The organism is Clostridium carnis, from assembly GCF_054657435.1.
The window spans coordinates 418316-443820 of sequence record NZ_BAAHYS010000001.1; the positions used below are offsets into that span (position 1 = coordinate 418316).

General features: G+C 27.9%; 23 protein-coding genes, 1 other RNA gene, 3 pseudogenes and 1 riboswitch. Of the genes and pseudogenes, 4 read left to right on the forward strand and 23 right to left on the reverse strand.

From position 1 onward, the window contains the following. Window positions 1-28: 28 nt before the first annotated feature. Window positions 29-262, reverse strand: a complete 234-nt coding sequence (locus ACYQ1T_RS02110) for a protein NO VEIN domain-containing protein (RefSeq protein WP_459836432.1) — start codon at window positions 260-262, stop codon at window positions 29-31. A gap of 12 nt (window positions 263-274) precedes the next feature. Beyond that, complete coding sequence (locus ACYQ1T_RS02115; RefSeq protein ID WP_459831186.1) at window positions 275-877, reverse strand: hypothetical protein; 603 nt, start codon at window positions 875-877, stop codon at window positions 275-277. Between the two features lie 106 nt (window positions 878-983). Here ACYQ1T_RS02115 and ACYQ1T_RS02120 point away from each other — a divergent pair, with 106 nt between their 5' ends. Then, on the forward strand, window positions 984-1775 hold the full coding sequence (locus tag ACYQ1T_RS02120) for a DNA adenine methylase (protein ID WP_459831188.1): 792 nt from the start codon (window positions 984-986) through the stop codon (window positions 1773-1775). A 136-nt stretch (window positions 1776-1911) separates the two neighbouring features. Here ACYQ1T_RS02120 and ACYQ1T_RS02125 read toward each other — a convergent pair. Continuing rightward, window positions 1912-3059 (reverse strand): annotated as a pseudogene (locus tag ACYQ1T_RS02125) (IS3 family transposase). Window positions 3060-3136: 77 nt separating this feature from the next. On the opposite strand from ACYQ1T_RS02125, the pseudogene ACYQ1T_RS02130 reads away from it, so the two are divergent. Continuing rightward, a pseudogene (locus ACYQ1T_RS02130) lies at window positions 3137-3765 on the forward strand (Mu transposase domain-containing protein); the annotation flags it as partial. Next, window positions 3759-4517 carry an IS21-like element helper ATPase IstB gene (istB, locus tag ACYQ1T_RS02135; protein ID WP_459831189.1) on the forward strand — a complete coding sequence of 253 codons (759 nt, stop codon included), beginning with the start codon at window positions 3759-3761 and terminating at the stop codon, window positions 4515-4517. The pseudogene ACYQ1T_RS02130 and the gene istB, both read left to right, overlap by 7 nt. 52 nt (window positions 4518-4569) lie before the next feature. Here istB and ACYQ1T_RS02140 read toward each other — a convergent pair whose 3' ends face one another. From ACYQ1T_RS02140 to ACYQ1T_RS02165, 6 genes and pseudogenes are all read right to left on the reverse strand, one after another. Next, a complete protein-coding gene (locus tag ACYQ1T_RS02140) occupies window positions 4570-5361 on the reverse strand; it encodes a transposase (RefSeq protein WP_459831190.1) in 792 nt (263 codons plus the stop codon). Continuing rightward, window positions 5354-6211, reverse strand: coding sequence for an ISL3 family transposase (locus ACYQ1T_RS02145; protein ID WP_459830629.1), 858 nt, complete (start codon window positions 6209-6211; stop codon window positions 5354-5356). Before ACYQ1T_RS02145 ends, ACYQ1T_RS02140 begins: the two co-directional genes overlap by 8 nt. An 86-nt stretch (window positions 6212-6297) precedes the next feature. Then, window positions 6298-6444 (reverse strand): annotated as a pseudogene (locus ACYQ1T_RS02150) (transposase); the annotation flags it as partial. Window positions 6445-6619: 175 nt separating this feature from the next. Beyond that, window positions 6620-6974, reverse strand: a transfer-messenger RNA (tmRNA) gene (gene ssrA / locus ACYQ1T_RS02155). Window positions 6975-7258: 284 nt separating this feature from the next. After that, window positions 7259-7978: a hypothetical protein gene (locus ACYQ1T_RS02160; RefSeq protein ID WP_459831192.1), complete on the reverse strand. Its 720-nt coding sequence runs from the start codon at window positions 7976-7978 to the stop codon at window positions 7259-7261. A gap of 140 nt (window positions 7979-8118) precedes the next feature. Beyond that, a riboswitch (cyclic di-GMP riboswitch) is annotated at window positions 8119-8202 on the reverse strand. A 99-nt stretch (window positions 8203-8301) separates the two neighbouring features. Continuing rightward, the gene (locus ACYQ1T_RS02165) at window positions 8302-9297 is read right to left on the reverse strand and encodes a Gfo/Idh/MocA family protein (protein WP_459831193.1); all 996 of its coding nucleotides are present in this window, start codon (window positions 9295-9297) and stop codon (window positions 8302-8304) included. A gap of 184 nt (window positions 9298-9481) precedes the next feature. Between ACYQ1T_RS02165 and ACYQ1T_RS02170 the strand changes: the two genes are divergently transcribed. Continuing rightward, window positions 9482-10744 carry an amidase domain-containing protein gene (locus ACYQ1T_RS02170; RefSeq protein ID WP_459831194.1) on the forward strand — a complete coding sequence of 421 codons (1263 nt, stop codon included), beginning with the start codon at window positions 9482-9484 and terminating at the stop codon, window positions 10742-10744. Between the two features lie 171 nt (window positions 10745-10915). Here the strand turns inward: ACYQ1T_RS02170 and ACYQ1T_RS02175 are convergent, their stop codons facing one another. From ACYQ1T_RS02175 to ACYQ1T_RS02240, 14 genes are all read right to left on the reverse strand, one after another. After that, on the reverse strand, window positions 10916-11311 hold the full coding sequence (locus tag ACYQ1T_RS02175; protein ID WP_459831195.1) for an RrF2 family transcriptional regulator: 396 nt from the start codon (window positions 11309-11311) through the stop codon (window positions 10916-10918). Between the two features lie 111 nt (window positions 11312-11422). Next, window positions 11423-11791, reverse strand: a complete 369-nt coding sequence (locus ACYQ1T_RS02180) for a hypothetical protein (protein ID WP_459831197.1) — start codon at window positions 11789-11791, stop codon at window positions 11423-11425. 123 nt (window positions 11792-11914) lie between these two features. Continuing rightward, complete coding sequence (gltA, locus tag ACYQ1T_RS02185) at window positions 11915-13306, reverse strand: NADPH-dependent glutamate synthase (protein WP_459831198.1); 1392 nt, start codon at window positions 13304-13306, stop codon at window positions 11915-11917. Window positions 13307-13308: 2 nt separating this feature from the next. Next, the gene (locus tag ACYQ1T_RS02190; RefSeq protein ID WP_459831199.1) at window positions 13309-14196 is read right to left on the reverse strand and encodes a sulfide/dihydroorotate dehydrogenase-like FAD/NAD-binding protein; all 888 of its coding nucleotides are present in this window, start codon (window positions 14194-14196) and stop codon (window positions 13309-13311) included. Between the two features lie 192 nt (window positions 14197-14388). Continuing rightward, complete coding sequence (locus tag ACYQ1T_RS02195) at window positions 14389-15555, reverse strand: iron-containing alcohol dehydrogenase (protein WP_459831200.1); 1167 nt, start codon at window positions 15553-15555, stop codon at window positions 14389-14391. A gap of 222 nt (window positions 15556-15777) precedes the next feature. After that, window positions 15778-17682, reverse strand: a complete 1905-nt coding sequence (locus ACYQ1T_RS02200) for a sigma-54-dependent Fis family transcriptional regulator (RefSeq protein ID WP_459831201.1) — start codon at window positions 17680-17682, stop codon at window positions 15778-15780. A 289-nt stretch (window positions 17683-17971) separates the two neighbouring features. Beyond that, window positions 17972-18442, reverse strand: a complete 471-nt coding sequence (gene smpB, locus ACYQ1T_RS02205) for an SsrA-binding protein SmpB (RefSeq protein ID WP_459836434.1) — start codon at window positions 18440-18442, stop codon at window positions 17972-17974. Window positions 18443-18614: 172 nt separating this feature from the next. Beyond that, window positions 18615-20840, reverse strand: a complete 2226-nt coding sequence (gene rnr, locus ACYQ1T_RS02210; protein ID WP_459831204.1) for a ribonuclease R — start codon at window positions 20838-20840, stop codon at window positions 18615-18617. A 283-nt stretch (window positions 20841-21123) separates the two neighbouring features. After that, the gene (secG, locus tag ACYQ1T_RS02215) at window positions 21124-21354 is read right to left on the reverse strand and encodes a preprotein translocase subunit SecG (RefSeq protein WP_459831206.1); all 231 of its coding nucleotides are present in this window, start codon (window positions 21352-21354) and stop codon (window positions 21124-21126) included. A gap of 177 nt (window positions 21355-21531) precedes the next feature. Beyond that, window positions 21532-22827: a phosphopyruvate hydratase gene (gene eno / locus ACYQ1T_RS02220; RefSeq protein ID WP_459831209.1), complete on the reverse strand. Its 1296-nt coding sequence runs from the start codon at window positions 22825-22827 to the stop codon at window positions 21532-21534. Between the two features lie 299 nt (window positions 22828-23126). After that, window positions 23127-23483 (reverse strand): hypothetical protein, encoded by a 357-nt coding sequence (locus tag ACYQ1T_RS02225; RefSeq protein WP_459831212.1) that lies wholly within the window; start codon window positions 23481-23483, stop codon window positions 23127-23129. An 85-nt stretch (window positions 23484-23568) separates the two neighbouring features. Continuing rightward, window positions 23569-24261, reverse strand: coding sequence for a hypothetical protein (locus ACYQ1T_RS02230; RefSeq protein ID WP_459831214.1), 693 nt, complete (start codon window positions 24259-24261; stop codon window positions 23569-23571). A gap of 12 nt (window positions 24262-24273) precedes the next feature. Then, on the reverse strand, window positions 24274-24816 hold the full coding sequence (locus ACYQ1T_RS02235) for a rubrerythrin family protein (RefSeq protein WP_459831217.1): 543 nt from the start codon (window positions 24814-24816) through the stop codon (window positions 24274-24276). Between the two features lie 61 nt (window positions 24817-24877). Continuing rightward, the gene (locus ACYQ1T_RS02240) at window positions 24878-25462 is read right to left on the reverse strand and encodes a protein kinase family protein (RefSeq protein WP_459831219.1); all 585 of its coding nucleotides are present in this window, start codon (window positions 25460-25462) and stop codon (window positions 24878-24880) included. Window positions 25463-25505 lie beyond the last annotated feature (43 nt).

Below are 25505 nucleotides of genomic sequence, written 5' to 3' on the forward strand. Positions count from 1 at the left end.
CAAGTCTAAAAATTCTTCATATAATCAATTATATCTCATTAGTTTTAACATATGCTTTATATAAAATAGGAATTAAATTAAAGTTATCTTTAACAGCACCTTTCATTCTATAATACTTTATTCTACATATCACACTTTCTATTCCAAAAACTCTATAAATATAATAATTATCTGCAAACTCCTCAGATACTCTGACCTCATTATCACTTATATCAAAAGGAGTGTTTATATCTCCCTCAGTTGTTTTAACTTCTATATATATCTTCTTCCAATCTCAATTTTCAATATTCCATGAAATAATATCATATCCCAATCCATCGCCCTTATCTTTAGCTATCCATTCAACTTGTTCACTTAAATCCTCTCTCCCTAACTTAATCAACTTATTTTTCTCAAGTAAAACAATAGCTTCTTCACCCATATCTCCTTTACTCTTATTTCTCTTACTTTTTTTATAATAATTAATTTTTCTACCTTTTTCTTTTCTTTTAACAGATGATTCTCTTATTTCTAAACCATGAGGGCTATCATATTCCTCAAACTCTAAATTATCCATATCTATTATAAACTCATCTATTTCATCTTCTCTATCACTTAAATCATAATTTATATCTAAATCAACAGAAACTTCACTTTCAATTTCTTTATTATTAAAATCTTTTAATCTATATTTTTGTGGTCTAAAACTTTTATCTATTTCAAATTTATCCCTATGCCTTTGTGATAATTCTCTTGATACCATATTTTTATGACCTATTGAACCTTTTATATTTGGTCCCCAATTAAACTTTCTTTCATTTAAAGCATTAAATACCTCTGTATAAGTCATTCTTTTATTTTGATTATCTTTAAATATTTGTATTATATCATCTATCATTTAGTTTCACTCTCCAAGAAAATATATACTTATTATTCCATTTAATCATAATTATATTTATTTTTTAATATATTTTATAGATAAAATAATTCTATTGGTGATAAATATGCGTAGCCCAATAAAATGGGTTGGTGGAAAATCTAAATCTCTAAAATACCTTATACCTTTAATTCCTTCTCATGAAGGTTATGTTGAAGTTTTTGGTGGTGCCGGTTGGTTATTGTTTGCAAAGACCCCTTCTAAATGGGAAGTAATTAATGATTTGGATGAAAATCTCAGTAATCTTTGGGTTGTACTTAAAGAAAAAGAGAAAGAATTTATTGATAGTTTTAAATATGAAGTAATTAGTCGTTCTATATTTAATAATTATAAGGAAATTTATAAAAATAAATCTTATATTGATAATGTTAATAAAGCTCATATTCTTTATTATCTATTAAAAGCTGGAACAGGTGCAAGTTTACCAGATGGCGGTGGGTGTGGTTTTGGTAAATCAAAAGGAGTAAGTCGCCTAAGATTAGACAAGCTTTCAAACGATATTGCCCAAGCCCATAACCGTCTATTAAAAGTAACTATTGAATGTAAAGATTTTAGAGAAATAATATCATACTATGATACTGAAAACACCTTTTTTTACCTAGATCCACCTTATAGAAATACCTCTCGTTCATCTTATCCTGTTGGAAAATTTACAGACGAAGATTATACTGATTTAAGTAATCTATGTAAAAATATAAAAGGAAAGTTTCTGTTATCAATAAATGACGATGACTTTATTAAATATCTTTTCGCAAATTTTAATATTAGACACATAAATATTCCTTATAGCGGAAGTAATCAAAAAACTGGCCGTGAAAATTACCCTGAACTAATTATCTCAAATTATACTATTAATTAAATTTCTCAAAATCAGGACCACCCGTCAAACGGGTGGTTTGCTCTACGCCTATAAGGCTATGCTACTCGCACGTCGAACGATTTGCCAACCGCATTGGTCTTACGTCAATATCTTGGACACAAAAAGTCAAACTTTTTTATGCTACACTTCTAGCTAATAATTCACATTGATTTGGAGTCATGTAATTAATAGAAAAGTTTAGCCTTTTTCTGTTATACCAGCCTTCAATATATTTAAATATAGCTATATTGGCTTCTTCGAAGGTACGGTATGTATTTCTATAGATTTCTTCCTTCTTTATTGAAGAATGAAAAGATTCTATACAAGCATTATCATATGGACAACCTTTTTTACTAAATGATTGTATAATATTAAACTGTATACATAGCTCTTTTAAATCATTACTAGTATATTGAGAGCCTAAATCTGTATGAAATATTAAATTTTTATTTTTATCTGGATTTTGGCTGTAGTAGGCATTTTTTAAAGCTTTAATAACTAAATCATTAGTCATTCTTTTACCGAAGGCGTAGCCAATTATTTTTTTTGAATGTAAATCAAGAACTGAAGCTAAATAGCACCAACCATCTTTGATAGTATGAATATATGTAGTATCGCCAACCCATTTTTCATTAATAGAAGTAGTTGCAAAATCTCTATTTAAAACGTTTTCTAAATCTTCTACTACTTTCTTATTTGAATGAGGCTTATATTTTTTTACAGTTATTGCACAAAGACCAAGTTCAGTCATTTTTCTTTGAACTCTCTTTATTGACACATTAAAGCCTTCTGTACCAAGTATATGATGAATCCTAGGAGCACCATATATTCCTTTATTAGCTTTATATATCCTTGTAATCGCTGCTTTTAATGCATCATTTTCTATTGCTCTTGAAGATTTAATTTTATCAAAATATTTATAATATGTACTTCTGGCTACGCCTAGAACGGTACACATAGTCTTAATATCATGATTGTTTTTATTATTATCTATAAATAGTATTACTTGATTTAATTTCTTGTTGCAAATATGGCCATAGCTTTTTTTAATATTTCATTTTCCTCTTTAATCCTTGCCATTTCCTTTTTTAAAGCCTTTACTTCTTTAAGTGTCATAGATTCATTTTCATCTATTTTAACTTCTTTTACATCTTTAACCCAGCCGTTGATTGTTGATTTTGCAATGCCATATTCGCTACTTAGCTCTGCTAAGCTCATTCCTGATTTAAATAAATCTACTATCATATTTTTATATTCTTGATCATATCTTTTGCCACTTCCCATAATGGACACATCCTTTCTTAACTAAATATAATTTTACTTAGTTCGACTTAATGTGTCCACTACTTTATACTAACACCACTGTTATGGATCACCCAAGAACAACTTATCAAAGCGGAAAGGTAAATAATAAATTTCAACAGTTTGCAGATGATTATGGTTTTAAAGTACGTCCCTGCATAGCAGGTAGACCGAATACAAAAGCTAAAGTAGAAGCACCAATGAAATTACTAGATGAGATTAGAGCTTATAATGGTACTCTCAACTTTGATGAATTACATGAATTGATTTCAAAACTTAATAACAGAATTAATGGGACATGCCATACTTCAACTGGAAAAATTCCTGTTCTACACTTAGAAAAAGATTTCTTATTTGCGCTTCCAACAGAACAAATAAGAAATCAATACAACATCATAACTACAAGTGTTAAGGTTAATAGCCAAAGTATGATTTCTTATAAATCAAACCAATATTCTGTACCACCAGAATATATAGGCAAAAAACTTAAACTGCAAGTATATGACAATCAACTACATTTGTATTATAGCACAAATTTAGTTACTATCCATGAAATTAAAAATCAAAAATTAAATTATCATAATAATCATTACTTACAGATTAGTTCTTTAACATTAAAAAATTCTAAATATGAAATGAATGAAATAGCTAAAAATAATTTAAAAGTGATAGGAGAAATATATGGTAACTAATAGTGCGTATATGCAATTAATTAATAATTTAGAGTATTTAAAATTAAAGCAAATGGTTAATCATTTAGATGAAGTTATTGATTTTTCAACAAAAAACAATTTATCATTTGTTGATACTCTTATAAAACTTACATCTCATGAAATAGATTGTAAAGAAGCAAATATGATTAGATCAATGGTTAAAGTAGGGGCATTTCCCCACACTAAAGAACTTAAAGACTTTGATTTTAATTTTCAACCATGTATAAATAAAGATCAAATATTAGATTTTGCATCATTACGCTTCTTACAAGCAAAAGAGAATATTGTATTTTTAGGAACAAGTGGAGTTGGAAAGACTCACCTGTCCACTTCTATAGGTATCGCTGCCGCGAAGCGAAGATGTAGCACATATTTTATTAAATGTAATGATTTATTACAGCAATTAAAAAGAGCTAATTTAGAAAATAGGCTTGATTCAAGGCTTAAGCATTTTAGTAAATACAAGCTTTTGATTATAGACGAATTAGGATACTTACCTATAGATAAAGAAGATTCAAAACTATTTTTTCAACTTATAGATATGCGTTATGAAAAGAAAAGTACTATTATAACTACTAATATAAATTTTAATGCTTGGGATGAAATATTTTGTGATCCTATAATAGCTAATGCTATTTTAGATAGGGTACTTCACCACGCTCACGTAGTTTCTATTACTGGAAATTCTTATAGATTAAAAGATCATTTTAATTTTGAGGAGAACTAAAAACAACACTCTTAAATGATCAAAAACTTACAGCATTAAGGTTCTTCCGTATTTATCCGTTCGGAGCTAACATTAGTTTTGCTGTAAGAAGTTTCTTACTGCATCTTCCATACATAGTTCTTTTTATCATTTTTAATTTACTATTAGTACCTTCTACAAATCCATTACTTAAATCACTACAAATAGAATTTTCAACTGCTTCAATATCTTTTAATAATCCATTCGCTAAAGATGATAATTCACTAATATCTATATTTATATATTTCTCAATAAATATATAAAACAATGCAAGATTCTTTTTCTTAAATAGTTCTCTAAATTCCATAATACACTTTTTCAAACTAAATACCTTTGGATAATTAGCATATATATGATTCTTTTCTATTTCAGATAGTTCAGAATCCATCCATAAGTAATCAAATATATATTTTCTCTTTAGATAAATATATTTTTCATCTCTAGCACCATTTTTAGTTTTAACACTTTCACTAACAGGAGAATACTTATTTATCTTTAGATTATTTTCTTTAACAACCTTACGAATCATATGCCTTGCATTGCTTTTTGAAAGTTTATAACCCTCTGATAACAATATATCTACAATCTGTTTTTCAATATATCCTATATTTATTAAACTAATTACTCTATTTTTATATGGGTTATTTCTTTTTCTGGGATGTTTACATAAATCATTTACATCTCCTTGAATGTATCTTTTAATGGTACGTCTATCTTTACCTAAGAGTCTTGATATTTCACTAATTGAATATCCATTATTTTTCATTTCTTGGATTTTATATATTAATTTAATGCGTATCTGCTCAGCATCTGTAAAGTTATCCACAGTTTTTAGGATTTTTTTTACCGTGGTCATTCTGTTCAGAGTTACATTGAGTTTTAATATCATTTTCAATTTTTATAGTTGAAGGAATTTCTTTGTAAAGAGCCTTTTTTATAGCTTGCAATAGATTTTGGTGTATATGGAATCTATCTGCTATTTGCATAGCGCTCGGCAATTCTTGCTCAATAACTTTAGCATATGCACTTGCACGATCTCGTGTAACTACTTTTAGATGCTTATTATCTTTTAACCAAGTTGATAAAGTTTTACCATCTCTACCATCTAATATGGCTATTGGTTTATGAGTTTTTTCATCAACAATAATAGTTCCATAATTATGTCTTTTTTTAAAAGCAAAATCATCTATTCCAACAGTACTGCTACAAGTATTTATTTTCATTTCATCATATTTTTTTAGTAATATTTTTATAATTGTATCCCCACTAACTTTGATATTCATATTTTTAGCTATACGTGCAGCCCCTTCACAGCTTGTTTCCAAAGCTAAGGTACATAAAAAATCAGATAAACGCTCTGTCATTCTGCTATAATAACTAATAAAACCATCAAAAGATTCTACTATAGTTTTATTAGAACAATCAATATTTTTACATTTATATTCATATGAATTGATTTCTAATAATACTTGCTTACCTAATATAGGTAAATCCTGAACTTTTCTTATATATGTTCCATGATATTTGTTCGATATGATATTGCATTTAGGACAAATACAATTATTACTTTGTGATTTTAAACTTATCTTAATCACTTTTGTATCTTCTAATATATTAGTAATTTTTAATTTGTTAGTTGGAAAAAAGTTTTGCAGATCTATTGATGAATTACACATTATTAATACCTCTTAAATATATGATATATTAATTATATCATATATACGGAAAAATACGGAAGAACCAGCATTAACTTGACATTTATAATTCCCTTTTCATCACATAACTTTCTCAATATTACTCCTATATCAGTTTTTATTTTCCCATAAATTATTTGTCTTCTATACTTTGGTGCGAAAACTATATGATATTTACAGTTCCATTTACTATGTGCTAAATTACTATTATCTATATTGGATACCTCCTTGCATTATAGTTATGGTCGGTAAACCTACCATAATTTTACAATTGGTTTTTTTTATTTCTACTCACCGTTCGAAGCTTTCCAGAACCGCAGGTCTAACCTGTGGTATTCTAAATACAATAAAAAACCTCGACAACACATCTCTGTATTGTCGAGGTTTTCATGGTGGAGGCGACGGGTGTCGAACCCGTGTCCGAAAGCAGACCAGTTTGACTTTCTACGAGTGTAGTCTGTATATTAGAATTCGCTCCTTATGGCGCCTACAGACAGGCTCATAATTTGCTAGCTTCATAAATACCCCTTTAGCTCAAAGCTTTGCTAAACTTCGTTCCCCACTTCAATGACACCCGTTATCCAAGCCGTGGGAAGCCTGGGCGGATGAGTAGCTTATATTAAGCTGCTAATGCAAAATTGTCTTCTGCGTTTACATTTAGTGCATAACTGATTTACGAGGTGCCATGCTTGCCTCGACCCGCTTATCAAACCCATCTTACCCCCGTCGAAGCCAAAACGCCCCCAAGTTAAAATATAGGTTTAACGCAAATTTATTCAATTTTGTAATTTCTCTTGTGTAGTAATTATATATTATAAAATTTTTTCTGTCAACTTCTCAAACACTAGGAAATCCTTGAGAATTAAAGCTATTTCATCCTATTTTTTCTTACTTGAATTTTTCAAAAATATAGAAATAAAAAAGTAGATAATGAATTTGTAACTCTTAATTTACATATTCATATCTACTTTTTAATAGTTTTTAAATCTTCTATATTAGTTAGGTGTAATATAGAAGTATATGTATTTTTTACTTTCTTTTAACTAAAGATCTTATTGCATTTTCTAAACCTATAGTCATTGTATCAACTATTTTTTGAGTTGAACAACTTATATTAAGTATATATTTAGCATGTGTTAGTTGTTTTTCAACTTCTATAAAGCTCATTTGTGTATAATTTTCTTTTTTTAAACTTTCTGCTTTAGCTATTTGTTCTTCTAGCTTACTTTTATCTATTTTATATACTAATTGTGATATTATTATTGTAAATCCACGGTTTAAGTTAGCTACTTCTAAGGCTCCTACATTTATATCTTTATAAACTTCTGTTGATATTCTGAACATTTTTTCAAATGTATCCCAACTATTTTCTTCATACTCTTCTTTTATTTTAGTAGCTGCTACATTTAATAATAGCTTTAACTCCTTTTTCTCTTCTCTTTCAATTAATCCTTTAATTTTTAAATTTAACTCTTCATATACCTTATCAATTTCCACTTGTGATGATAGATTATTTTCTATTATAGCCATAGCTATATTTTTAATTTTTTCTAATTCTGTCCATGACTCTAAAGTATAGTTATAAATTATTAGTGACTTACTCCATGCTAATAACTTTTTAAGATTTGTATTATTTCCTATAACTAAACCTAAGTTTTCATCTTTCAATGATTCAGGTTTTATATCTTTGATTTGTTCTTTATTATTTTCATCCTCTAACATAGCTTTTACTTCTAATTTTATATTCATTTTTAATGCTTTACCTCCTGAAATTTATCTATAGATTTAGCAATAAATTTAATAAAAATAAAAAACTACCCTAGAGGGTAGTTGCTATCAAGAAGTACCTTTTTAAATTCAACTGATAACAAAAAGACATATACTGACTTTTTGGCAACTGGCTGGCATAGTTATCAACCTTAGCCCCTTTAGCTTTGCGTCTTTAGATTTCTCTAAATTTGCCTATTAAATTATATTTTATTATGCTAATAATCTATATTATAAGATAATAATACATTACAATATAATTCTTTAACAGTCCCTATTTTACAAATTATGGTCCCTATTTTATATTATTCTTTTAAATCTGCCGGAAACTTAATTCCAATTTGTAAGCGCGCTTCATCCATAATATCTATTACATCCTTTGAATTTTTCAAGGCTTTATCTAAATCTTCTTTACTATTTTCTTTAATTAATCTTATAAAATCTTCAACTTCATAACACATATTAGCTTCATTTTGCTTTATTGATAAATCTATTTTTTCACCAGTTCTTAAAATAAGCTCTATTTTGTTAAAGTTATTTATTTTTTCAATTATTATACTTCCATCTTCTCCTTGAATTTCTGATGGTAAATATGAATTACTAATTTTTGAGTATATTACAGTTGCATCCATATCATCATATCCAAATACAATACTACCTTCACCATCTACCCCTGACTTTAGCATAAGTCCTGTAGCTTTTATAGTATTGGGTTTACCAAATAAATTTACCATTGGTGCAATACAATAAACACCTATATCCATTAACCCACCATTAGAAAGTTCTGGCTTAAATGCATTTAATATTTCTCCTGCTTTATACTTATCATATCTTGAAGAATATTGACAAAAACTTGCAAAATATCTCCTTACTTTACCTATTTTATATAGATTATCTTTTATAACTTTAAAATTAGGAAGTGATGTTGTCTTCATAGCTTCCATTAAAACCATATTATTTTCTTTTGCTACATCTATCATTTTATTCACTTCATATGAATTAGAAGCAAAGGCTTTTTCACATAATACATGTTTTTTATTTTGTAAAAATAATATACTTTGTTCTGCATGCAATGCATTAGGAGAAGCTATATATACTGCATCAATTAAATTACTTTTTGCCATTTCCTCCAAATTAGTAAACACATTATATATTTCAAACTTTTCTGAAAATTCCTTTGCTCTTTCTTCAGTTCTTGAATAAACTGCTGATATTTTAACATTAGGCACCTCTCTAGCACCATTAATAAACCATTCAGTAATAAAATTAGTTCCTATTAGCCCAAACCTTATTTCTTTCATATAAATACCTCTCCTTTATCACAAAATTATTATTATAATATATTACTAATTATATCTTATTTAAGATTAACTTCTAACTATTTTATTTATATATTTTAATTTTATATTAATATTTTTTTATCGCTAATATTTAAAATTCTAATGCACATACTATTTTTATAATCATCTTAGAGGAGGAACTGCTATGAATTTAAGAAATAGAATATTTCCAAAAGTTCTTTTATCTCTTTTATACTTTTTATTACCCTCAATATTATTTATTAATCTTTTTAACTCAATTTCAAAAACAAAAAATATCCAAATGGTTCCTTCATATTTAGCTGAAGATAATCTAGAATTTGAAGAAACCTCTAATGTAGGTTCCTTTTTAACAGATGTTTCTGAAAATACATCTGATTCAATATTACCATTTATAAATGATTTATTTTCCACAAGAAACTCCTCTTTTTCAACTGGTAATGTTGAGAATTTATATAAGTACTATGATATTACTCAACTATATGGAAAATATTCTTTATCCCATGAATTCAAAAGAATATCTTATCTTAGAGATTGGGCAAGCGAAAGAGATGTTTCTTTTTCTAAAATAGAATCTTATCCTCATATTATTTCTTTAAAAAATAAAGATAACATTTATAAATTAACACTTCGTGAGGAATATAAATTTAGTTACTTTTATAATGATTTACCTAATATAAATAACGATTTTGGATTTTCTATTTTTCATACAATTGATCTTGAAAAACTTGGAAACTCTTACGCAATTATAAAAGATTATTATTTAGATTGTTTTCAAGAAGGCTTAAATGATTATAAATTTACACTAAAAGAAAAGGAGTTACCTATTACTAAGTTCAAAACATATGATATTAATTATAAATTTAAAAATAACTCATTAGAAAACAGTACTGATTATGATAGAAAATCAGCAGTTGAATATGCAAATAAATATTGTGGTATTTCTTTCGCAAATTCTACTGACTCTAGATATAACCCAAACTATTATACTTGTATTTCAAGTTGTGGTAACTGCACAAACTTTGTTTCCCAATGCTTATCTGATAATATAGCTGGTGGAAAGTTACCTCAAGATAATCTTTGGAATTATAATTATAATGAATCAAAAGGAGTTGTTGCTAGTGATGCTTGGGTTAGCTCAAGTAAGCTAGTTAATTACTTACTTGATAGTAAAAAAGGAAGTATTGTTTTAAGTGGTTCACTAGAAAATATTCTAAAGGCTTTAAATAGTGAGGAGCTAAATATAATGCAGGGTGATTTAATAACTTACAATATTTACGACTCCATTGAGCATAGTGCAATTATTACTGATTTTGATTCTAAAGGTTATCCTTTAGTTAATTCAAACTCAATTGATAAATATAAAGTTCCATTTGATTTAGGGTGGACTAATAAAAATACTAGTTTTAATATAATAAGTATAAAATAATTTTCTTTTACAATACTAATTAATGCTTACACATTTTTAAGTTTATATAAACTTAATTGCTACTTAAAAATAGAGACTATGCCATTAAAATCTAAATACAATTTGTATCGTTTAAACAAACTAAAATATTGTATTTAGATTTTTTGTGCCATAGCCTCTTTTATTTTTAATTTATAGTATATCTTCCAATGTATATTTTGAAAATTCCTCTATAAATGCAATTAAAGATTTATTCATTATTCCCTTTAACTTACATCCACCCTCTATGAAAGGACAAGTATCTCCTTTATTAAAACATTCAGCAATATTTAAATTATCCTCAGTATTTTTCAAAACATCACCAAGATTAATATCCTTTGGTTCTAATCCAAGCTTTAACCCGCCAGTTCTTCCCTTTACAGAAGTTATATATTGAGTTTTTGCTAATTTATTCATAATCTTTTTTAAATGATGTTCTGATATTTCTAACTCTTTTGCTATTTCCTCTACTGTGTATAATTTATTTCTATTTATCGCCAAATATATTAATGCCCTAAATGCATAATCAGTAAATTTAGATAAATACATTTTAAATCCTCTCTTTCTTCTGATATTATAAATATATTGTACCTATTTTACTTCTTAGTTTAAAGCTTTTAAATAATAATATTCTATTAAATATAAAAACTGTTGTTATATTTAAATTATAAAAAATAAGATTATTGATAGAATTCCTCCAAAAATAATTCCAGCTAATATAATACTATTATCAAATTTAATAGGTTTCTTACCTCTTTCTATTTCCTTTTTCTCAACCTCTAAATTTGCATTTGTTACATATTGTGCATTAACATTTCCTAATGGTTGTAAATTAAAGCCTCTAGAATCCCCGCTTATTGATGAAAACCCTCCTATAATAACTGATACTATTCCTAAAATTAGAATACCATCTTTAAATGTTAAATTTGTAGTTCTTTCTAAAAGTAATGAAATAACTACTATAGCTCCTACCAAAGTAATTCCAATTAAGCCACATTTCATTAAGGTTTTAATTTTGTGATTATCCATAATAAACAGCCCCTTTATATACTTTTATTTATTATATCATAAAAGGTAATATATGTAATATTTTTACTGTATAAAAAAAGTTGTGTCTACAATTTAAACACAACTTTTTTATTATTTATAATACTATTTTCCAGTTAAATATTCATTTATTGCTGCTGCTGCCTTCTTTCCAGCTCCCATTGCAAGTATAACTGTAGCAGCTCCTGTTACAGCATCTCCACCTGCATAAACACCTTCTTTAGTTGTTAATCCATCTTCATCTGCAACAATACATTTCCATTTATTTATATCTAATCCTTTAGTTGTTGAAGAAATTAATGGATTTGGTGAAGTACCAAGAGACATTATTACTGTATCTACATCCATTACAAACTCAGAGTTTTTCTTAACTACAGGTTTTCTTCTTCCTGATTCATCTGGTTCTCCAAGTTCCATTTCAACACATTTCATTCCTTTAACCCAACCATTTTCATCTACTAATATTTCTGTTGGGTTTGTTAATACATCAAAGATTATTCCTTCTTCTTTTGCGTGATGTATTTCTTCTAATCTTGCTGGAAGTTCTGATTCACTTCTTCTGTAAACTATATGAGTTTCTGAACCTAATCTTAAAGCAGTTCTAGCAGCATCCATTGCTACATTTCCTCCACCAACAACAGCTACTTTCTTTCCAAGCTTAACTGGAGTATGGTATTCTTCTTTAAATGCTTTCATTAAATTTACTCTTGTTAAGAATTCATTTGCTGAAAATACACCATTTGCATTTTCTCCTGATATTCCCATAAATTTAGGAAGACCTGCTCCTGATCCTATAAATACAGCACTAAACTTTTCCTCTTCTATTAACTCATCAATTGTAATAGTTCTACCTATTATAACGTTAGTTTCTATTTTTACGCCTAAGCTTTTTATATTTTCAATTTCAGCTTTAACAACTTCTTCTTTTGGTAATCTAAATTCTGGGATTCCATATACTAAAACTCCACCAGCTTCATGTAAAGCTTCAAATATAGTAACTTCATAACCCTTTTTAGCAAGTTCTCCTGCACAAGTTAACCCTGCAGGACCACTTCCTATAACAGCCACTTTTTTCCCCTTAAGAGGTTCTCTTTCTGATAAATCAACTTTATTTTTTCTTGACCAATCTGCTGTAAATCTTTCTAATTTACCAATTGAAACTGGTTCACCTTTTATTCCAAGTACACATTTACCTTCACATTGACTTTCTTGAGGACATACTCTTCCACAAACTGCTGGTAAAGCACTATATTTAGCAATATCTTTAGCTGCTAATTCAAATTCTCCAGTTTTAAGACATGAAATAAATCCTGGTATATCTATAGAAACTGGGCATCCTTCTACACATTTAGGATTCTTACAACCTAAACATCTATTTGCCTCTTTAACTGCTTCTTCTTCATTATAACCTAAACAAACTTCTTCAAAATTCTTAGCTCTAACCTCAGGTGCTTGTTCTGCAACAGGGGTCTTTTTCATTCTATCTTGCATATTCATAACTATTCCTCCTTACATCCACAACCACCATGGCTATGAGTATCCCCTTCTTCTATTCTTAATTGAGCCTTTCCTTCTTCTGTCTTATACATAGTTTGTCTTCTCATTGACTCATCAAAATCTACTAAATGTCCATCAAATTCTGGACCATCAACACATGCAAACTTAACCTTTCCACCTACAGTTACTCTACATGCACCACACATACCTGTTCCATCTACCATAATTGGATTTAAACTTACCGTTGTAGGAATATCTAACTCTTTTGTTAACATTGACATAAATTTCATCATTATCATAGGTCCAATAACTACAGCATGATCATATTTATTTCCTTTAACTTCTACTAGTTCTTTTAAACAATCAGTAACTCTTCCGTTAAATCCATATGAACCGTCATCTGTTGAAACATAAAGATTTCCTGCAACATTCTTCATTTCTTCTTCTAGAATAAGTAAATCCTTTGTTCTACTTCCTACTATAACATCACAATTAATTCCATTTTGATGCATCCACTTTACTTGTGGATATACAGGTGCAGCACCAACTCCCCCTGCTATAAAGATTATGTTCTTTCTCTTAAGATCTTCTAAATTTTCATGTACAAATTCACTAGGTTGTCCTAAAGGTCCAACGAAATCACATACATAATCTCCTTCTTCAAAACCTGCTAGTTGTTTAGTACCTTCTCCTACAGTTTGAAAAACTATAGATACTGTTCCCTTTTCAGAGTCATAATCAGCTATTGTTAAAGGAATTCTTTCTCCTTTATCATCATTTTTAATAATGATAAATTGTCCTGGTTTTGCTGACTTAGCAACTCTTGGAGCCTCAATATCCATAAGGAATATATTATTTGTTAATTCCCTCTTTTTTACTATTTTGTACATCCCCGTACCCCCTAAAAATTTACTATTATTTTAATATTAGCATAATTCATATTCTTTGTGTATTTTTTGTCAGTAATTTATTCTTGTTTTTACTTTAACTTTATAAATTGTATTTTATTGTAATATTTCAGTTTTCAATGATAAAAGCTCTCTTATCGAGAGCTTTTATAATATATGCAAATAAATTACAAATTAGAATTCAACTTTTGTTCCATAGTATGTGCATTCAAATAATTTTTCCATTGTTGCATCATCTATTTCTCTTGGATTTGATCCAGTACAAGCATCAAGTACAGCATTATGAGCTACAAATTGAAGGTTTGCTTTGAAATCTTCTTCTGCTATTCCGTATTCTTTCATTGAATGAGGAATATTTAATTCATTATTTAAACCGTTAATCATTTCAATTAATGAATCTGTAAGTTCTGCATCTGTATTACCTTCTAGTTTTAATGCTCTAGCTATATCTGCATATCTATCTTCACACTTAACTCTATTATATTGAATTACATATGGTAAGAATATTGCATTTGCACATCCATGAGGAATATGGAATACAGCTCCTGTTTTATGTGCCATTGAATGTACTATTCCAAGTAATGCATTTGAGAATGACATCCCTGCTAAACATTGAGCTTCATGCATTAAGTTTCTTGCTTCTTTATCTCCTGCATATGATTTAACTAAGTTAGCTTTAACCATTTCTATAGCTTTCATAGCTAATGGATCTGAGAAGTTTGATCTAAGTGATGCAGTATACGCTTCAATAGCATGTGTTAATGCATCCATTCCTGTATGAGCTACTAATTTAGCTGGCATTGTTTGTGCTAAAGCAGGATCTACTATAGCTATATCTGGTGTTATATTAAAGTCAGCTAGAGGATATTTAATCTTAGCTTTATAATCAGTTATTACTGAGAATGCAGTAACTTCTGTAGCTGTACCACTTGTTGATGGAATAGCTACGAATTTAGCTTTTTGTCTTAATTCTGGTAAACCAAAAGGAATTACTGCTTGTTCAAAAGTAAAATCTGGGTATTCGTAGAATATCCACATTGCCTTTGCTGCATCTATTGGTGATCCACCACCCATAGCTACTATCCAATCTGGTTTGAAGTTTCTCATAGCTTCAGCTCCACTCATAACTGTTTCTACTGATGGATCTGGTTCTACTCCTTCGAATAATTCTACTTCCATTCCAGCTTCTTTTAAATAATCTTCAACTTGTTTTAGGAAACCAAATCTTTTCATTGATCCTCCACCAACAACTACCATTGCTCTCTTACCTTTTAATGTCTTAAGAACTTCTAATGAGCCCTCTCCATGATATAAATCTCTTGGTAATGTAAAACGTGCCATAATTATCCTCCCTAAAATATATTCAAAATTTTTGTTATTTGTATTTTAAACTTTACATTATTTTATATAGCAATAGTCATGCCAAAATAGTTATTTTTTTATCAACATTGTTAAATTCTTGACTTTATCGCTATAAAAATATTTCTTATAAAAAATTATGTCCTAAAAACTAACACTTTATTCTTTAATATTTGTTAGTTTTTAGGACACTGTCTTATTTTATTACACTTCTAAATTATATTTCTTTATCTTTAAATATAATGTATTTCTACTTATACCTAAAATCTTAGCAACTTTACTCATATTGTGATTATATAAACTAATAGCTTTTTCTATTGCTTTCATCTCTAATATTTGTAAGTCTAATATTTCTTCATCTACTGCTACTTCTTCAATAGACTTAGTTTGAATTTCTTCTTTCTTAATATCTATATTTTTAACTTCTTGATCATCCAATAAATCAAAGGATAATTTTCCATCTAAATTAACTATATTTTCTATATAGTTTTCTAACTGCCTTATATTTCCTGGCCAATTATATGAAAGTAATTTATGCTTCAAATCTTTATCTAGTTCTGATATGTTTTTATTTAATTTAAAGGACTTTATCATTAAAAAGTATTCTATAAGCTTTTCTATGTCTCCCTTTCTTTCTCTTAATGGAGGAAGTTTTATTGGAATAACACATAATCTATAGTATAAATCTTCTCTAAAATTTCCTTTTTTTATTTCCTTCTTTAGGTTTTTATTTGTTGCCGCTATTACCCTAACATCTATTGGTATTTCTGTTGTACCACCTAACCTTGTAACTCTTCCTTCTTGTAATACTCTTAAAAGGTTTACTTGCATATCAAGTGGCATTTCACCTATTTCATCTAAAAATAATGTTCCTCCATTTGCAGCTTCAAATTTCCCTTGCTTACCACCTTTTTTGCCACCAGTAAATGTTCCATCTTCATACCCAAATAATTCACTTTCAATTATATTGGCAGGAATTGCACCGCAATTTATAGCCACAAACTTATTATTTCTTCTTAAGCTATAGTTGTGCATAGCTTGCGCTAAAACTTCTTTTCCTGTTCCACTCTCCCCTTCTATTAAAACAGTTGAAGGGCTATTAGAAATAATTTTTGAATTTGTAATAACATTTGTTATTGCTGCACTTTCTCCAATAATATCATTAAAAGTGCAAAATGCTCCTGTTGTATTATTTAACTCTTTATATTCTTTTTCATTTTTCATTGTTACTACTATACCAACAAGCTTGTCTTTATGTTTTATCCCTTTAAAGAAGGTTTTAGTTTTATATCTACTTGTATGCTTAATTTTTATTTCCTTTTCTATTGTTTTATCATCTTTTTCTATTTTTTCTAATATATTTTCAAAATTTTGAACTATATGATGAATATCTTCATTTACTAAATCTTCTTTAGGCTTATTAAGTATTTTAGCACCTAAGTCATTTATATTTGTAATTTTCCCAGCAGTATCAACAATCATAATACCTTTGTCCACATTATCTATAACACTTTGCATATAATTGTAAGCTTCATTTAGAATATGATTTATATTTCTTTTATCAAGCTCATTTTCTATTGCTTTAACACCAAATATAGCTAATCCTAATGTATGAGGATGTTTCATATGGCTTTTACCTGTTAAATTCAATGTTCCTATTACTTCTCCTTTTATATTGTGAATAGGAGCTGCAGAACATGTTAAGCTTTGAAAAATTTCAACATAGTGTTCATTTGCTGTTATTTGTACGCATTTATCTTCTTTTATTGCAATACCCATAGCATTTGTACCTATATTTTGTTCATCCATATAAGCTCCAACCTTTAAATCTAGCTTTTCTAAAGCACTTGTTATATCATCAGCACCTTTTATATATAATATACACCCCATACTATCTGTTAATATAATTATATAATCATTATCTTCAACGGCTGAGAATACCATATCAATATATACTTTTGAAACATCAATAAGTTCCTTATTATTAGCTAAAACCTTTGTTAAATCTTCTCCTGACAATATTTTTTTAGAATGATTCGACTTTTTTTGTATCCCATAAAATTCACTTCTTTTATGAGAATTCTCAATTAATAACTTTTTTTTATCCATAAGACACCTATCCCTTATATTACTTTTGCCTTAATTCTCATAATATTAGTCTACTATTTTATTGTAATTTTTTCTATAACCTTATGGTTATTTTCCATTTTTATAAATAAATTCATAAATATTTATTTATTATTTTGCATAAAAAAAGAAGCAATATTTTTATATTACTTCTTTTATCATAAATTTTATTAAGCTGTCACCTTGTAAAATTTAGCTACAATAATATAGTATTTTAATAAAGTTAAATCATTAATACATTTATTAAAACTTTCTTGTGGACAGCTTCATTTTAATATCTTCCATTATTTTTCATTTGTCTTTCAATATCTCTTTTATGAGCTTTTTCAAGCATGGAATCTCTCTTATCGTAATTTTTCTTACCTCTACATAATCCTAAAGCTACCTTTACTTTACCTTCTTTTAAATATAAGGATAAAGGAACTAAAGTATATCCTTGTTGTGCAACTAAGCCTGCAAATCTTGATATTTGTTCTTTATGAAGTAATAGCTTTCTATCTCTTAATGGATCCACATTAAATATATTTCCTTGCTCGTAAGGACTTATATGCATATTTTTAATAAATATTTCTCCATTATAGATGTCTGCATAACAATCTTTTAAATTACATTTTCCACCTCTAATTGACTTTACCTCTGTTCCAACTAGAGCTATTCCTACTTCCATAGTTTCTTCAACAAAATAATCATGTCTAGCTTTTCTATTATCAGCTAATGTATTACTATTCTTCTTTCTTACCATTTTTATCACCACTTCAGTTTTTATATCTTTATTATACATTATAACATAAAAAAGAGTGAATAAGCATTAAATTTCTCACTTAGCATATAAGCTACAGTTAGTGAAATCAATGATTATCACCCTCTATATAAAAGTTATACCTAACTATATATATTGAAGCTATAAATTCATATTATTTCTCTTCTTCTACTTCATCTTTATAGTTAGCTTTCATTTCTTCTTTAACTTCTGGTAATTTTTCTACAAGCTCCTGTGTTGCTTTTATTTCTTCTTTTGAATATTCATCTTCAATTAAATCAAAATAAACTTCTCTATTATCTATATCTACTCTACTACATTTAACCTTAACTTCATCACCTAATTTGTATACTTTCTTTCTTCTCTCTCCAATTAAGCATAAATGTGCTTCATCATAAATATAATAATCATCATCTAAAGCTGTAATATGAATTAAGCCTTCTATAGTATTTGGAAGTTCAACAAATAACCCAAAGGAAGTAACTGATGAAATTATTCCATCAAACTCTTCACCTAATCTATCTTGCATATACTCAGCTTTCTTTAAATCATCTACTTCTCTTTCAGCTTCTTGTGCTAATCTTTCCATTTCTGATGATTGTTTTGAAGCAATTTCTACTATAGAACTTAATTTAGTACTTCTCTTTTCATCTATTTTTCCATTTAATTGTTCTTTTATAATTCTATGAATTTGAAGATCTGGATATCTTCTAATAGGAGAAGTAAAGTGACAGTAGTATTTTGCTGCAAGACCAAAATGACCTACACATTCTGGAGAATATTTAGCTTGCATCATAGAACGTAATAATAATGTACTAACTACTGTTTCTTCTTTCTTTCCTTTTACCTTTTCTAAAAGATCTTGAAGAGCTCTTGGGTGAGTTTCTTGCCCCCATTTAACTATATATCCTAAATTGTATACAAATTCCTTAAATTTCGTTAATTTTTCTTCATCTGGTTCTTCATGAATTCTATATACAAATGGAAGATTAGTCCAGAACATATGCTCTGCAATAGTTTCATTACATACTAGCATAAATTCTTCAATTATTCTATTTGCAATAGCTCTTTCATATGGTTTAATATCAATTGGTTTTCCAAGTTCATTTAATATTATCTTTGACTCTTCAAAATCAAAATCTATTGCCCCTCTTTTTCTTCTTTTTTCTTGTAATATTTTACAAAGTTCTTCCATAGCCTTAAAGTCTTCTATTAAATAGTCATATTTCTTTATAAGTTCTTCATCATTTTGTTCTAATATTTTAGTAACATCAGTATAAGTCATTCTTTCATCTGTCTTTATTATTGTTTCTTCTATTTCATGACCTAATACCTTACCTTTACTATCAATAGTCATAAAACAACTTAATGCAAGTCTATCAACCTTAGGATTTAATGAACATATTCCATTTGAAAGCTTTCTTGGTAACATTGGGATTACTCTATCTATTAAATAAACTGAAGTTCCTCTTTTTAAAGCTTCCTTATCTAGTGGATTTTTTTCTCTAACATAATGAGTAACGTCGGCAATATGAACTCCTAGTCTATATCTATCACCTTCAACTCTTTCAATAGATACTGCATCATCTAAATCCTTTGCATCCTCTCCATCGATAGTCACCATTCTTAAATTTCTTATATCTTTTCTTCTTTTATATTCTTTTTCCTCAATTTCCTCGGAAATATTTTCTGCAAAATTAAGTACTTTATCAGAGAATTCTTCTGGCAGTCCATACTTTTTAATTATTGTTAATATATCTAAGCCTTTTTCTCCTTTTTTACCAAGTACTTCTTTAACTATACCTTCTGGACTTCTTCTTTTTTCTGGCCACTTTGTTACTTCGCAAATAACAACATCACCATCTTCAGCTCCGTTTCTATCTTTTTTGGAAATAAAAATATCTTGGTTTAATCTAGTATCTTCTGGAACTACAAATCCAAAGTTACGACTATTTTCATAAATACCAATGATTTTAGTATTGGCTCTTTCTAAAACTTCTTTTATTTCCCCTTCTCTTTTCTTTCCACTTTGATCTTCTCTTGTAACTTGAGCTAAAACCTTATCACCATTCATAGCACCATTCATGCAAGAACTTGGAATAAAAACATCTTTTTCTCCTTCAACTTCCGGTATAAGGAAACCAAATCCCTTTTGATGAACTTGAAGTTTTCCTGTTATTAATCCAAGCCTTTCTGGCAATGCAAATTTATCTTTTTTTGTTCTTACTATAAGACCTTCTTTTTCCATTGCTTTTAATACTTTTTTAAATGATTTATATTCGTCTGTATTAATATCAAAAACAGCAACAAGTTCTTGTATATCCATTGGTCTATATGCTTCTTCTCTCATGAAGCTTAATAATGTTTGTTTTATTCCCATATATTTAAATTCCTCCAAAAATTATTTGCTATACTATATTGTATCCATATTATTCTTTTATTACACTTTTATAATACCATAACCAGTATATTTTATATAGTTAATTGTCTTATAAGTTAGTATTTACTCTAAAGCAATATTTTTATTCTTTTCAAATTTAAAAAGTTATAATATTTTAAATATTAGCAATATTGTTTACTAGTATTTATTTTAAATTGCACAAAAAAAGCTACTATCTTATTTTTAGTAGCTTTTATATCTATCTCTTATTTTTTATACCATCTTACATTAAGTTTAATGCTACGGTATTAATAGCAAATAATGCCATTGATATACCTGTTACCTTTAAAAGCATAGCTTCTTTAGTTCTAGCTTTATTTTTTGAGAAGAAAGTTTCTGTTTTACTTCCTTGAATTAAGCCACTTAAAGCATCTGCTTTACTTGGTTGTAATAATACTGATATTATAATAGCTAAACCTAAAATAACTTCTAATACTAATAGAAAAGTCTTCATAAATTGCACCTCCCACACGATGTATAAATAACCGTATTTACATAAGGTTATCTTAACATATCAAATACTAAAAAACAAGTATTTCATTGTAATTAAGTAAGGTCTTTTCTTAGTTTAACTTAAGAATTTAAAAGGAAGTAGAATCTAAAAATTCTACTTCCTCTAGTAAATTAATTATTATTTTTTAATGTTAAAGAATGCTTTTTTACCTCTGTATTCTGCAACATCATCTAATTCTTCTTCAATTCTTAATAATTGATTGTATTTAGCAACTCTTTCTGATCTTGCTGGAGCTCCTGTTTTAATTTGACCAGCATTTACTGCAACAACTAAATCTGCAATTGTAGTATCTTCTGTTTCTCCTGATCTATGAGAAATAACAGCTGTATAACCTGCTCTATTAGCCATTTCAATAGCATTTAAAGTTTCTGTTAAAGTTCCTATTTGGTTAAGCTTAATTAGAATAGAGTTAGCAACTCCCATATCTATTCCTCTTTCAAGTCTTTCTGTATTTGTAACAAATAGGTCATCTCCAACTAATTGAACTTTCTTTCCAAGTCTTTCTGTAATTAGCTTCCAACCTTCCCAGTCTTCTTCTGCCATACCATCTTCTATTGATATAATTGGATATTTATCTACCCATTTTTCAAGGAAGTCAACCATTTCAGCTGCTGTTAATGTCTTTCCTTCATTTTCTAAAACATATTTTCCATCTTTATAGTATTCTGAAGATGCAGCATCTATAGCAATAAACATATCTTCACCTGGTTTGTATCCAGCTTTTGTAATAGCTTCTAAAATAACTTCTATTGCTTCTTCATTTGATTTTAAGTTAGGTGCAAATCCACCTTCATCACCAATTGCTGTTGAATAACCTTTTTCGTGAAGTGTTTTCTTTAATGTATGATAAACTTCTGCACACATTCTTAAAGCTTCACTAAAGCAGCATGCTCCAACTGGCATAACCATAAATTCTTGTAAATCTACTGAGTTATCAGCGTGTGATCCACCGTTTATTATGTTCATCATAGGAACTGGTAATACTTTAGAATTTACTCCTCCTACATATTTGTATAAAGGCATTCCTAATGAATTAGCTGCCGCATTTGCAACTGCTAAAGAAACTCCAAGTATTGCATTTGCTCCTAATTTACCTTTGTTATCAGTTCCATCTAATTCTATAAGCATTTTATCTATATATGTTTGATCATAAACGTTGCAACCTATTAATTCTTCTGCAATAGTGTCATTTACGTTTTGAACTGCTTTTAAAACACCCTTTCCAAGGTATTTATCATTATCTCCATCTCTAAGTTCTACAGCTTCGTACATTCCAGTTGATGCACCTGATGGTACCGCTGCTCTTCCCATTGTTCCATCCTCTAAATATACTTCTACCTCAACTGTTGGAAAACATCTAGAGTCAATAATTTGTCTAGCTACAACATCAACTATTTCACAATAATCCTTCATTTCTTTTTCCTCCTTATTTTAAGCATAATAAATAATACTATTTTATTATTTTCAAAACATAGTAATAATATTTTAGTAATTACTGCCTATTTCTATTATTTCAAACCTATATGAATTTATTCATATTTATATTTATTTAATATGATTTTCATATACATTTTAAGCTAAGTAATTAGATATTTTTACTACATACTCCATTTAACTCCATAATATCACAATTAATTTAAGAGTCAAGAGTTTTTGATAACAATTCTCAATATTCATTAAAAAATATTATTTTCACATTAAAATATTATTTTTTACTCTTCATCTTCTTCTCTTTCATTTTCATTATAAAAATCTAGCTCTGAATTTATTTCTGTTAAAATTATATCCTTGTTTGTTTTTGTTTGTATATATTGATTTTTTATATAACAATATTTACAGTAATTTTGACTACATCCATCTAATGTCTTTATAAGAGAATCTATTATTTCTCCTAATTTCTCTGCTCTTTCAATTGCATCTTTTACTTGGCTCTTTTTTGCTGGAGCTATATTATTTAACTCTCCAGCTCCACCAATTAATAATCTATAGGAATTAACCATAGAATTAAGCATTGTGTTTAAATTACTTATTTCTGAATAATTTTTACTCATAAAATCTCTATAAGGCATTTTTATCTCCTTTCTTTTAACTTTTAAAGAAAAAATGAGTAACTAAGATTTAATTTAAAACACTCTTAATTACTCATCTCTAATTTTACTTTGTCATTTCATCTGAAAATTCATCATCAATTATAGAATAAATTTTATCATTATTATCAAAGTTATTTTTTACATCAATTCCTTTTTCGCATACATCTCTTCTATTTATTATGATAGAATTCACTTCTTCCATGTGCTTTCTTAAAACTTCCCTCATATGCTTAATGTGATCACTTAATAATTTTTCAATTACATCTTTACTAAAATCGTTGCAATTAAGCTTTTCTAAATGTTTGTTGAATACATTGGTAAATCTATTTATGTGATTATCTATTATTCCATCTATATCTGCTGGTGATAGCACTTCTGGTAAATCTTCAAACCTCTTTATATGGATATCATAAACTTTTTTAAAGTTTGCAATATGCATATTTAATTTATTTTTTGCTTCTCCCTCACTAAGCTTTAAACAATCTACTTTATTGACATGATTTAAAAAATTTTCTGTGAATTTAGAAATATGTGCATCTAGCTTTTCTTCTGCTTCATTAAAATCATTTCTAGTCTTACACTTAATTTCTTCATTAACATCAGTATCATCAAGGTCAAATAGTTTACTTCTACTCATTGATCTATAACTATTTTTAAAATCACTATCATATTCCATTTGTTGTGTATCTTCATTTAAATTAAACTCTTCACTAAATAAAACTGGGACAAAAAAATCTTTTGGTATAGCTAAATACATAAGTTCGCCCCCTTACGCATTTTCTATCTTACAATATGGTTTATAATAAGCTCTCGGATACTTACATAAAGGACAAATCATTGGTGCTTCTTCTCCTTCATGTATATATCCACAATTCATACATATCCACTTAGAGTCTTCTGGTCCCCTAAACATAGTTCCATCTTCTATTTTATCAAATAACTCTTTAAATCTAATAGCATGACCTTCTTCTGTTTCTGCTAAGTCCTTATAAAAGTCAGCTATTTCTTCAAATCCCTCTTCTCTTGCTTCTTTTTCAAAATTCTTATATATAACTTTAAATTCTTCTGTTTCTCCCATAATACAATCTAATAAATTATCCTTTGTACAACCAATTAAATTTAAGAATATTCCATATACGTGTCTTGCATGAGCTAACTCGTTATGTGCTGTTTTATCAAATATTTCAGCAACCCATTGATATCCATCTAATTTTGCCTTTTCTGAATATAAAGTATATTTATTTCTAGCTCTTGATTCCCCTGCAAAAGTTTTAAAAAGATTTTTTTCTGTTTTACTTCCTTTTAAATTCATTTTATTCTCCTAAAAATTTATCCACTAATAAAATATTCAAAAGAATCTATATTGCTACATATTAATCTATTTCATTGTAATATTGATTTATTTTTTTTTGCCAGTCCTCGCCTAGTTTACTATCTATATCTTTTATATCCTCTAAAAAGCTATCTAAAACATCAATTTTTTTAAGCCCCTTCATTAAGTGTCTTGGATAATTTACTTTTCTTTTATAACATTGTTTTGGATCTATAACTCTAACACTTCCATCATCTAAAACATATATATCTCTACATCTTGCATCTATTTTTGTAAATTTTAATTTTTTAAATTCTTTAATTAAGTAATATAAATTTTTTGAAAGATCATAATTAAATCCATTTTTTTTAATATAGTGATCTAGTCTTTCTCCACCTATTTTTTCTCTTACTATATAATATCTACCTGTAGAATATACTGTTGGAAAATATGAAGATTTATTTACTTTCTTTAAAATATCTCCTTCTTCTCTGCAACATTTAAAATCTTGAAATATTTTTACAGCTTTATTACCTGGCAGTTCATAAACAATTCCATTATGTCCCTCTCCTAAAAATTTAGCATCTCTAAAAAGCTTTTCAGTTTCTGAGTCAAAATCTGCTGAATAAGCATATGTTCTAACCATTTTTATACCTCACATGTAGTTCTATTATTATATTATATTCATA

Excerpts from the sequence above, each read along its gene's own strand:
- ACYQ1T_RS02115 (WP_459831186.1), bottom strand. The coding sequence starts at position 877 with ATGATAGATGATATAATACAAATATTTAAAGATAATCAAAATAAAAGA.
- ACYQ1T_RS02120 (WP_459831188.1), top strand. The coding sequence starts at position 984 with ATGCGTAGCCCAATAAAATGGGTTGGTGGAAAATCTAAATCTCTAAAA.
- istB (WP_459831189.1), top strand. The coding sequence starts at position 3,759 with ATGGTAACTAATAGTGCGTATATGCAATTAATTAATAATTTAGAGTAT.
- ACYQ1T_RS02145 (WP_459830629.1), bottom strand. The coding sequence starts at position 6,211 with ATGTGTAATTCATCAATAGATCTGCAAAACTTTTTTCCAACTAACAAA.
- ACYQ1T_RS02160 (WP_459831192.1), bottom strand. The coding sequence starts at position 7,978 with ATGAATATAAAATTAGAAGTAAAAGCTATGTTAGAGGATGAAAATAAT.
- ACYQ1T_RS02165 (WP_459831193.1), bottom strand. The coding sequence starts at position 9,297 with ATGAAAGAAATAAGGTTTGGGCTAATAGGAACTAATTTTATTACTGAA.
- ACYQ1T_RS02170 (WP_459831194.1), top strand. The coding sequence starts at position 9,482 with ATGAATTTAAGAAATAGAATATTTCCAAAAGTTCTTTTATCTCTTTTA.
- ACYQ1T_RS02175 (WP_459831195.1), bottom strand. The coding sequence starts at position 11,311 with ATGTATTTATCTAAATTTACTGATTATGCATTTAGGGCATTAATATAT.
- ACYQ1T_RS02180 (WP_459831197.1), bottom strand. The coding sequence starts at position 11,791 with ATGGATAATCACAAAATTAAAACCTTAATGAAATGTGGCTTAATTGGA.
- gltA (WP_459831198.1), bottom strand. The coding sequence starts at position 13,306 with ATGAATATGCAAGATAGAATGAAAAAGACCCCTGTTGCAGAACAAGCA.
- ACYQ1T_RS02190 (WP_459831199.1), bottom strand. The coding sequence starts at position 14,196 with ATGTACAAAATAGTAAAAAAGAGGGAATTAACAAATAATATATTCCTT.
- ACYQ1T_RS02195 (WP_459831200.1), bottom strand. The coding sequence starts at position 15,555 with ATGGCACGTTTTACATTACCAAGAGATTTATATCATGGAGAGGGCTCA.
- ACYQ1T_RS02200 (WP_459831201.1), bottom strand. The coding sequence starts at position 17,682 with ATGGATAAAAAAAAGTTATTAATTGAGAATTCTCATAAAAGAAGTGAA.
- smpB (WP_459836434.1), bottom strand. The coding sequence starts at position 18,442 with ATGGTAAGAAAGAAGAATAGTAATACATTAGCTGATAATAGAAAAGCT.
- rnr (WP_459831204.1), bottom strand. The coding sequence starts at position 20,840 with ATGGGAATAAAACAAACATTATTAAGCTTCATGAGAGAAGAAGCATAT.
- secG (WP_459831206.1), bottom strand. The coding sequence starts at position 21,354 with ATGAAGACTTTTCTATTAGTATTAGAAGTTATTTTAGGTTTAGCTATT.
- eno (WP_459831209.1), bottom strand. The coding sequence starts at position 22,827 with ATGAAGGATTATTGTGAAATAGTTGATGTTGTAGCTAGACAAATTATT.
- ACYQ1T_RS02225 (WP_459831212.1), bottom strand. The coding sequence starts at position 23,483 with ATGCCTTATAGAGATTTTATGAGTAAAAATTATTCAGAAATAAGTAAT.
- ACYQ1T_RS02230 (WP_459831214.1), bottom strand. The coding sequence starts at position 24,261 with ATGTATTTAGCTATACCAAAAGATTTTTTTGTCCCAGTTTTATTTAGT.
- ACYQ1T_RS02235 (WP_459831217.1), bottom strand. The coding sequence starts at position 24,816 with ATGAATTTAAAAGGAAGTAAAACAGAAAAAAATCTTTTTAAAACTTTT.
- ACYQ1T_RS02240 (WP_459831219.1), bottom strand. The coding sequence starts at position 25,462 with ATGGTTAGAACATATGCTTATTCAGCAGATTTTGACTCAGAAACTGAA.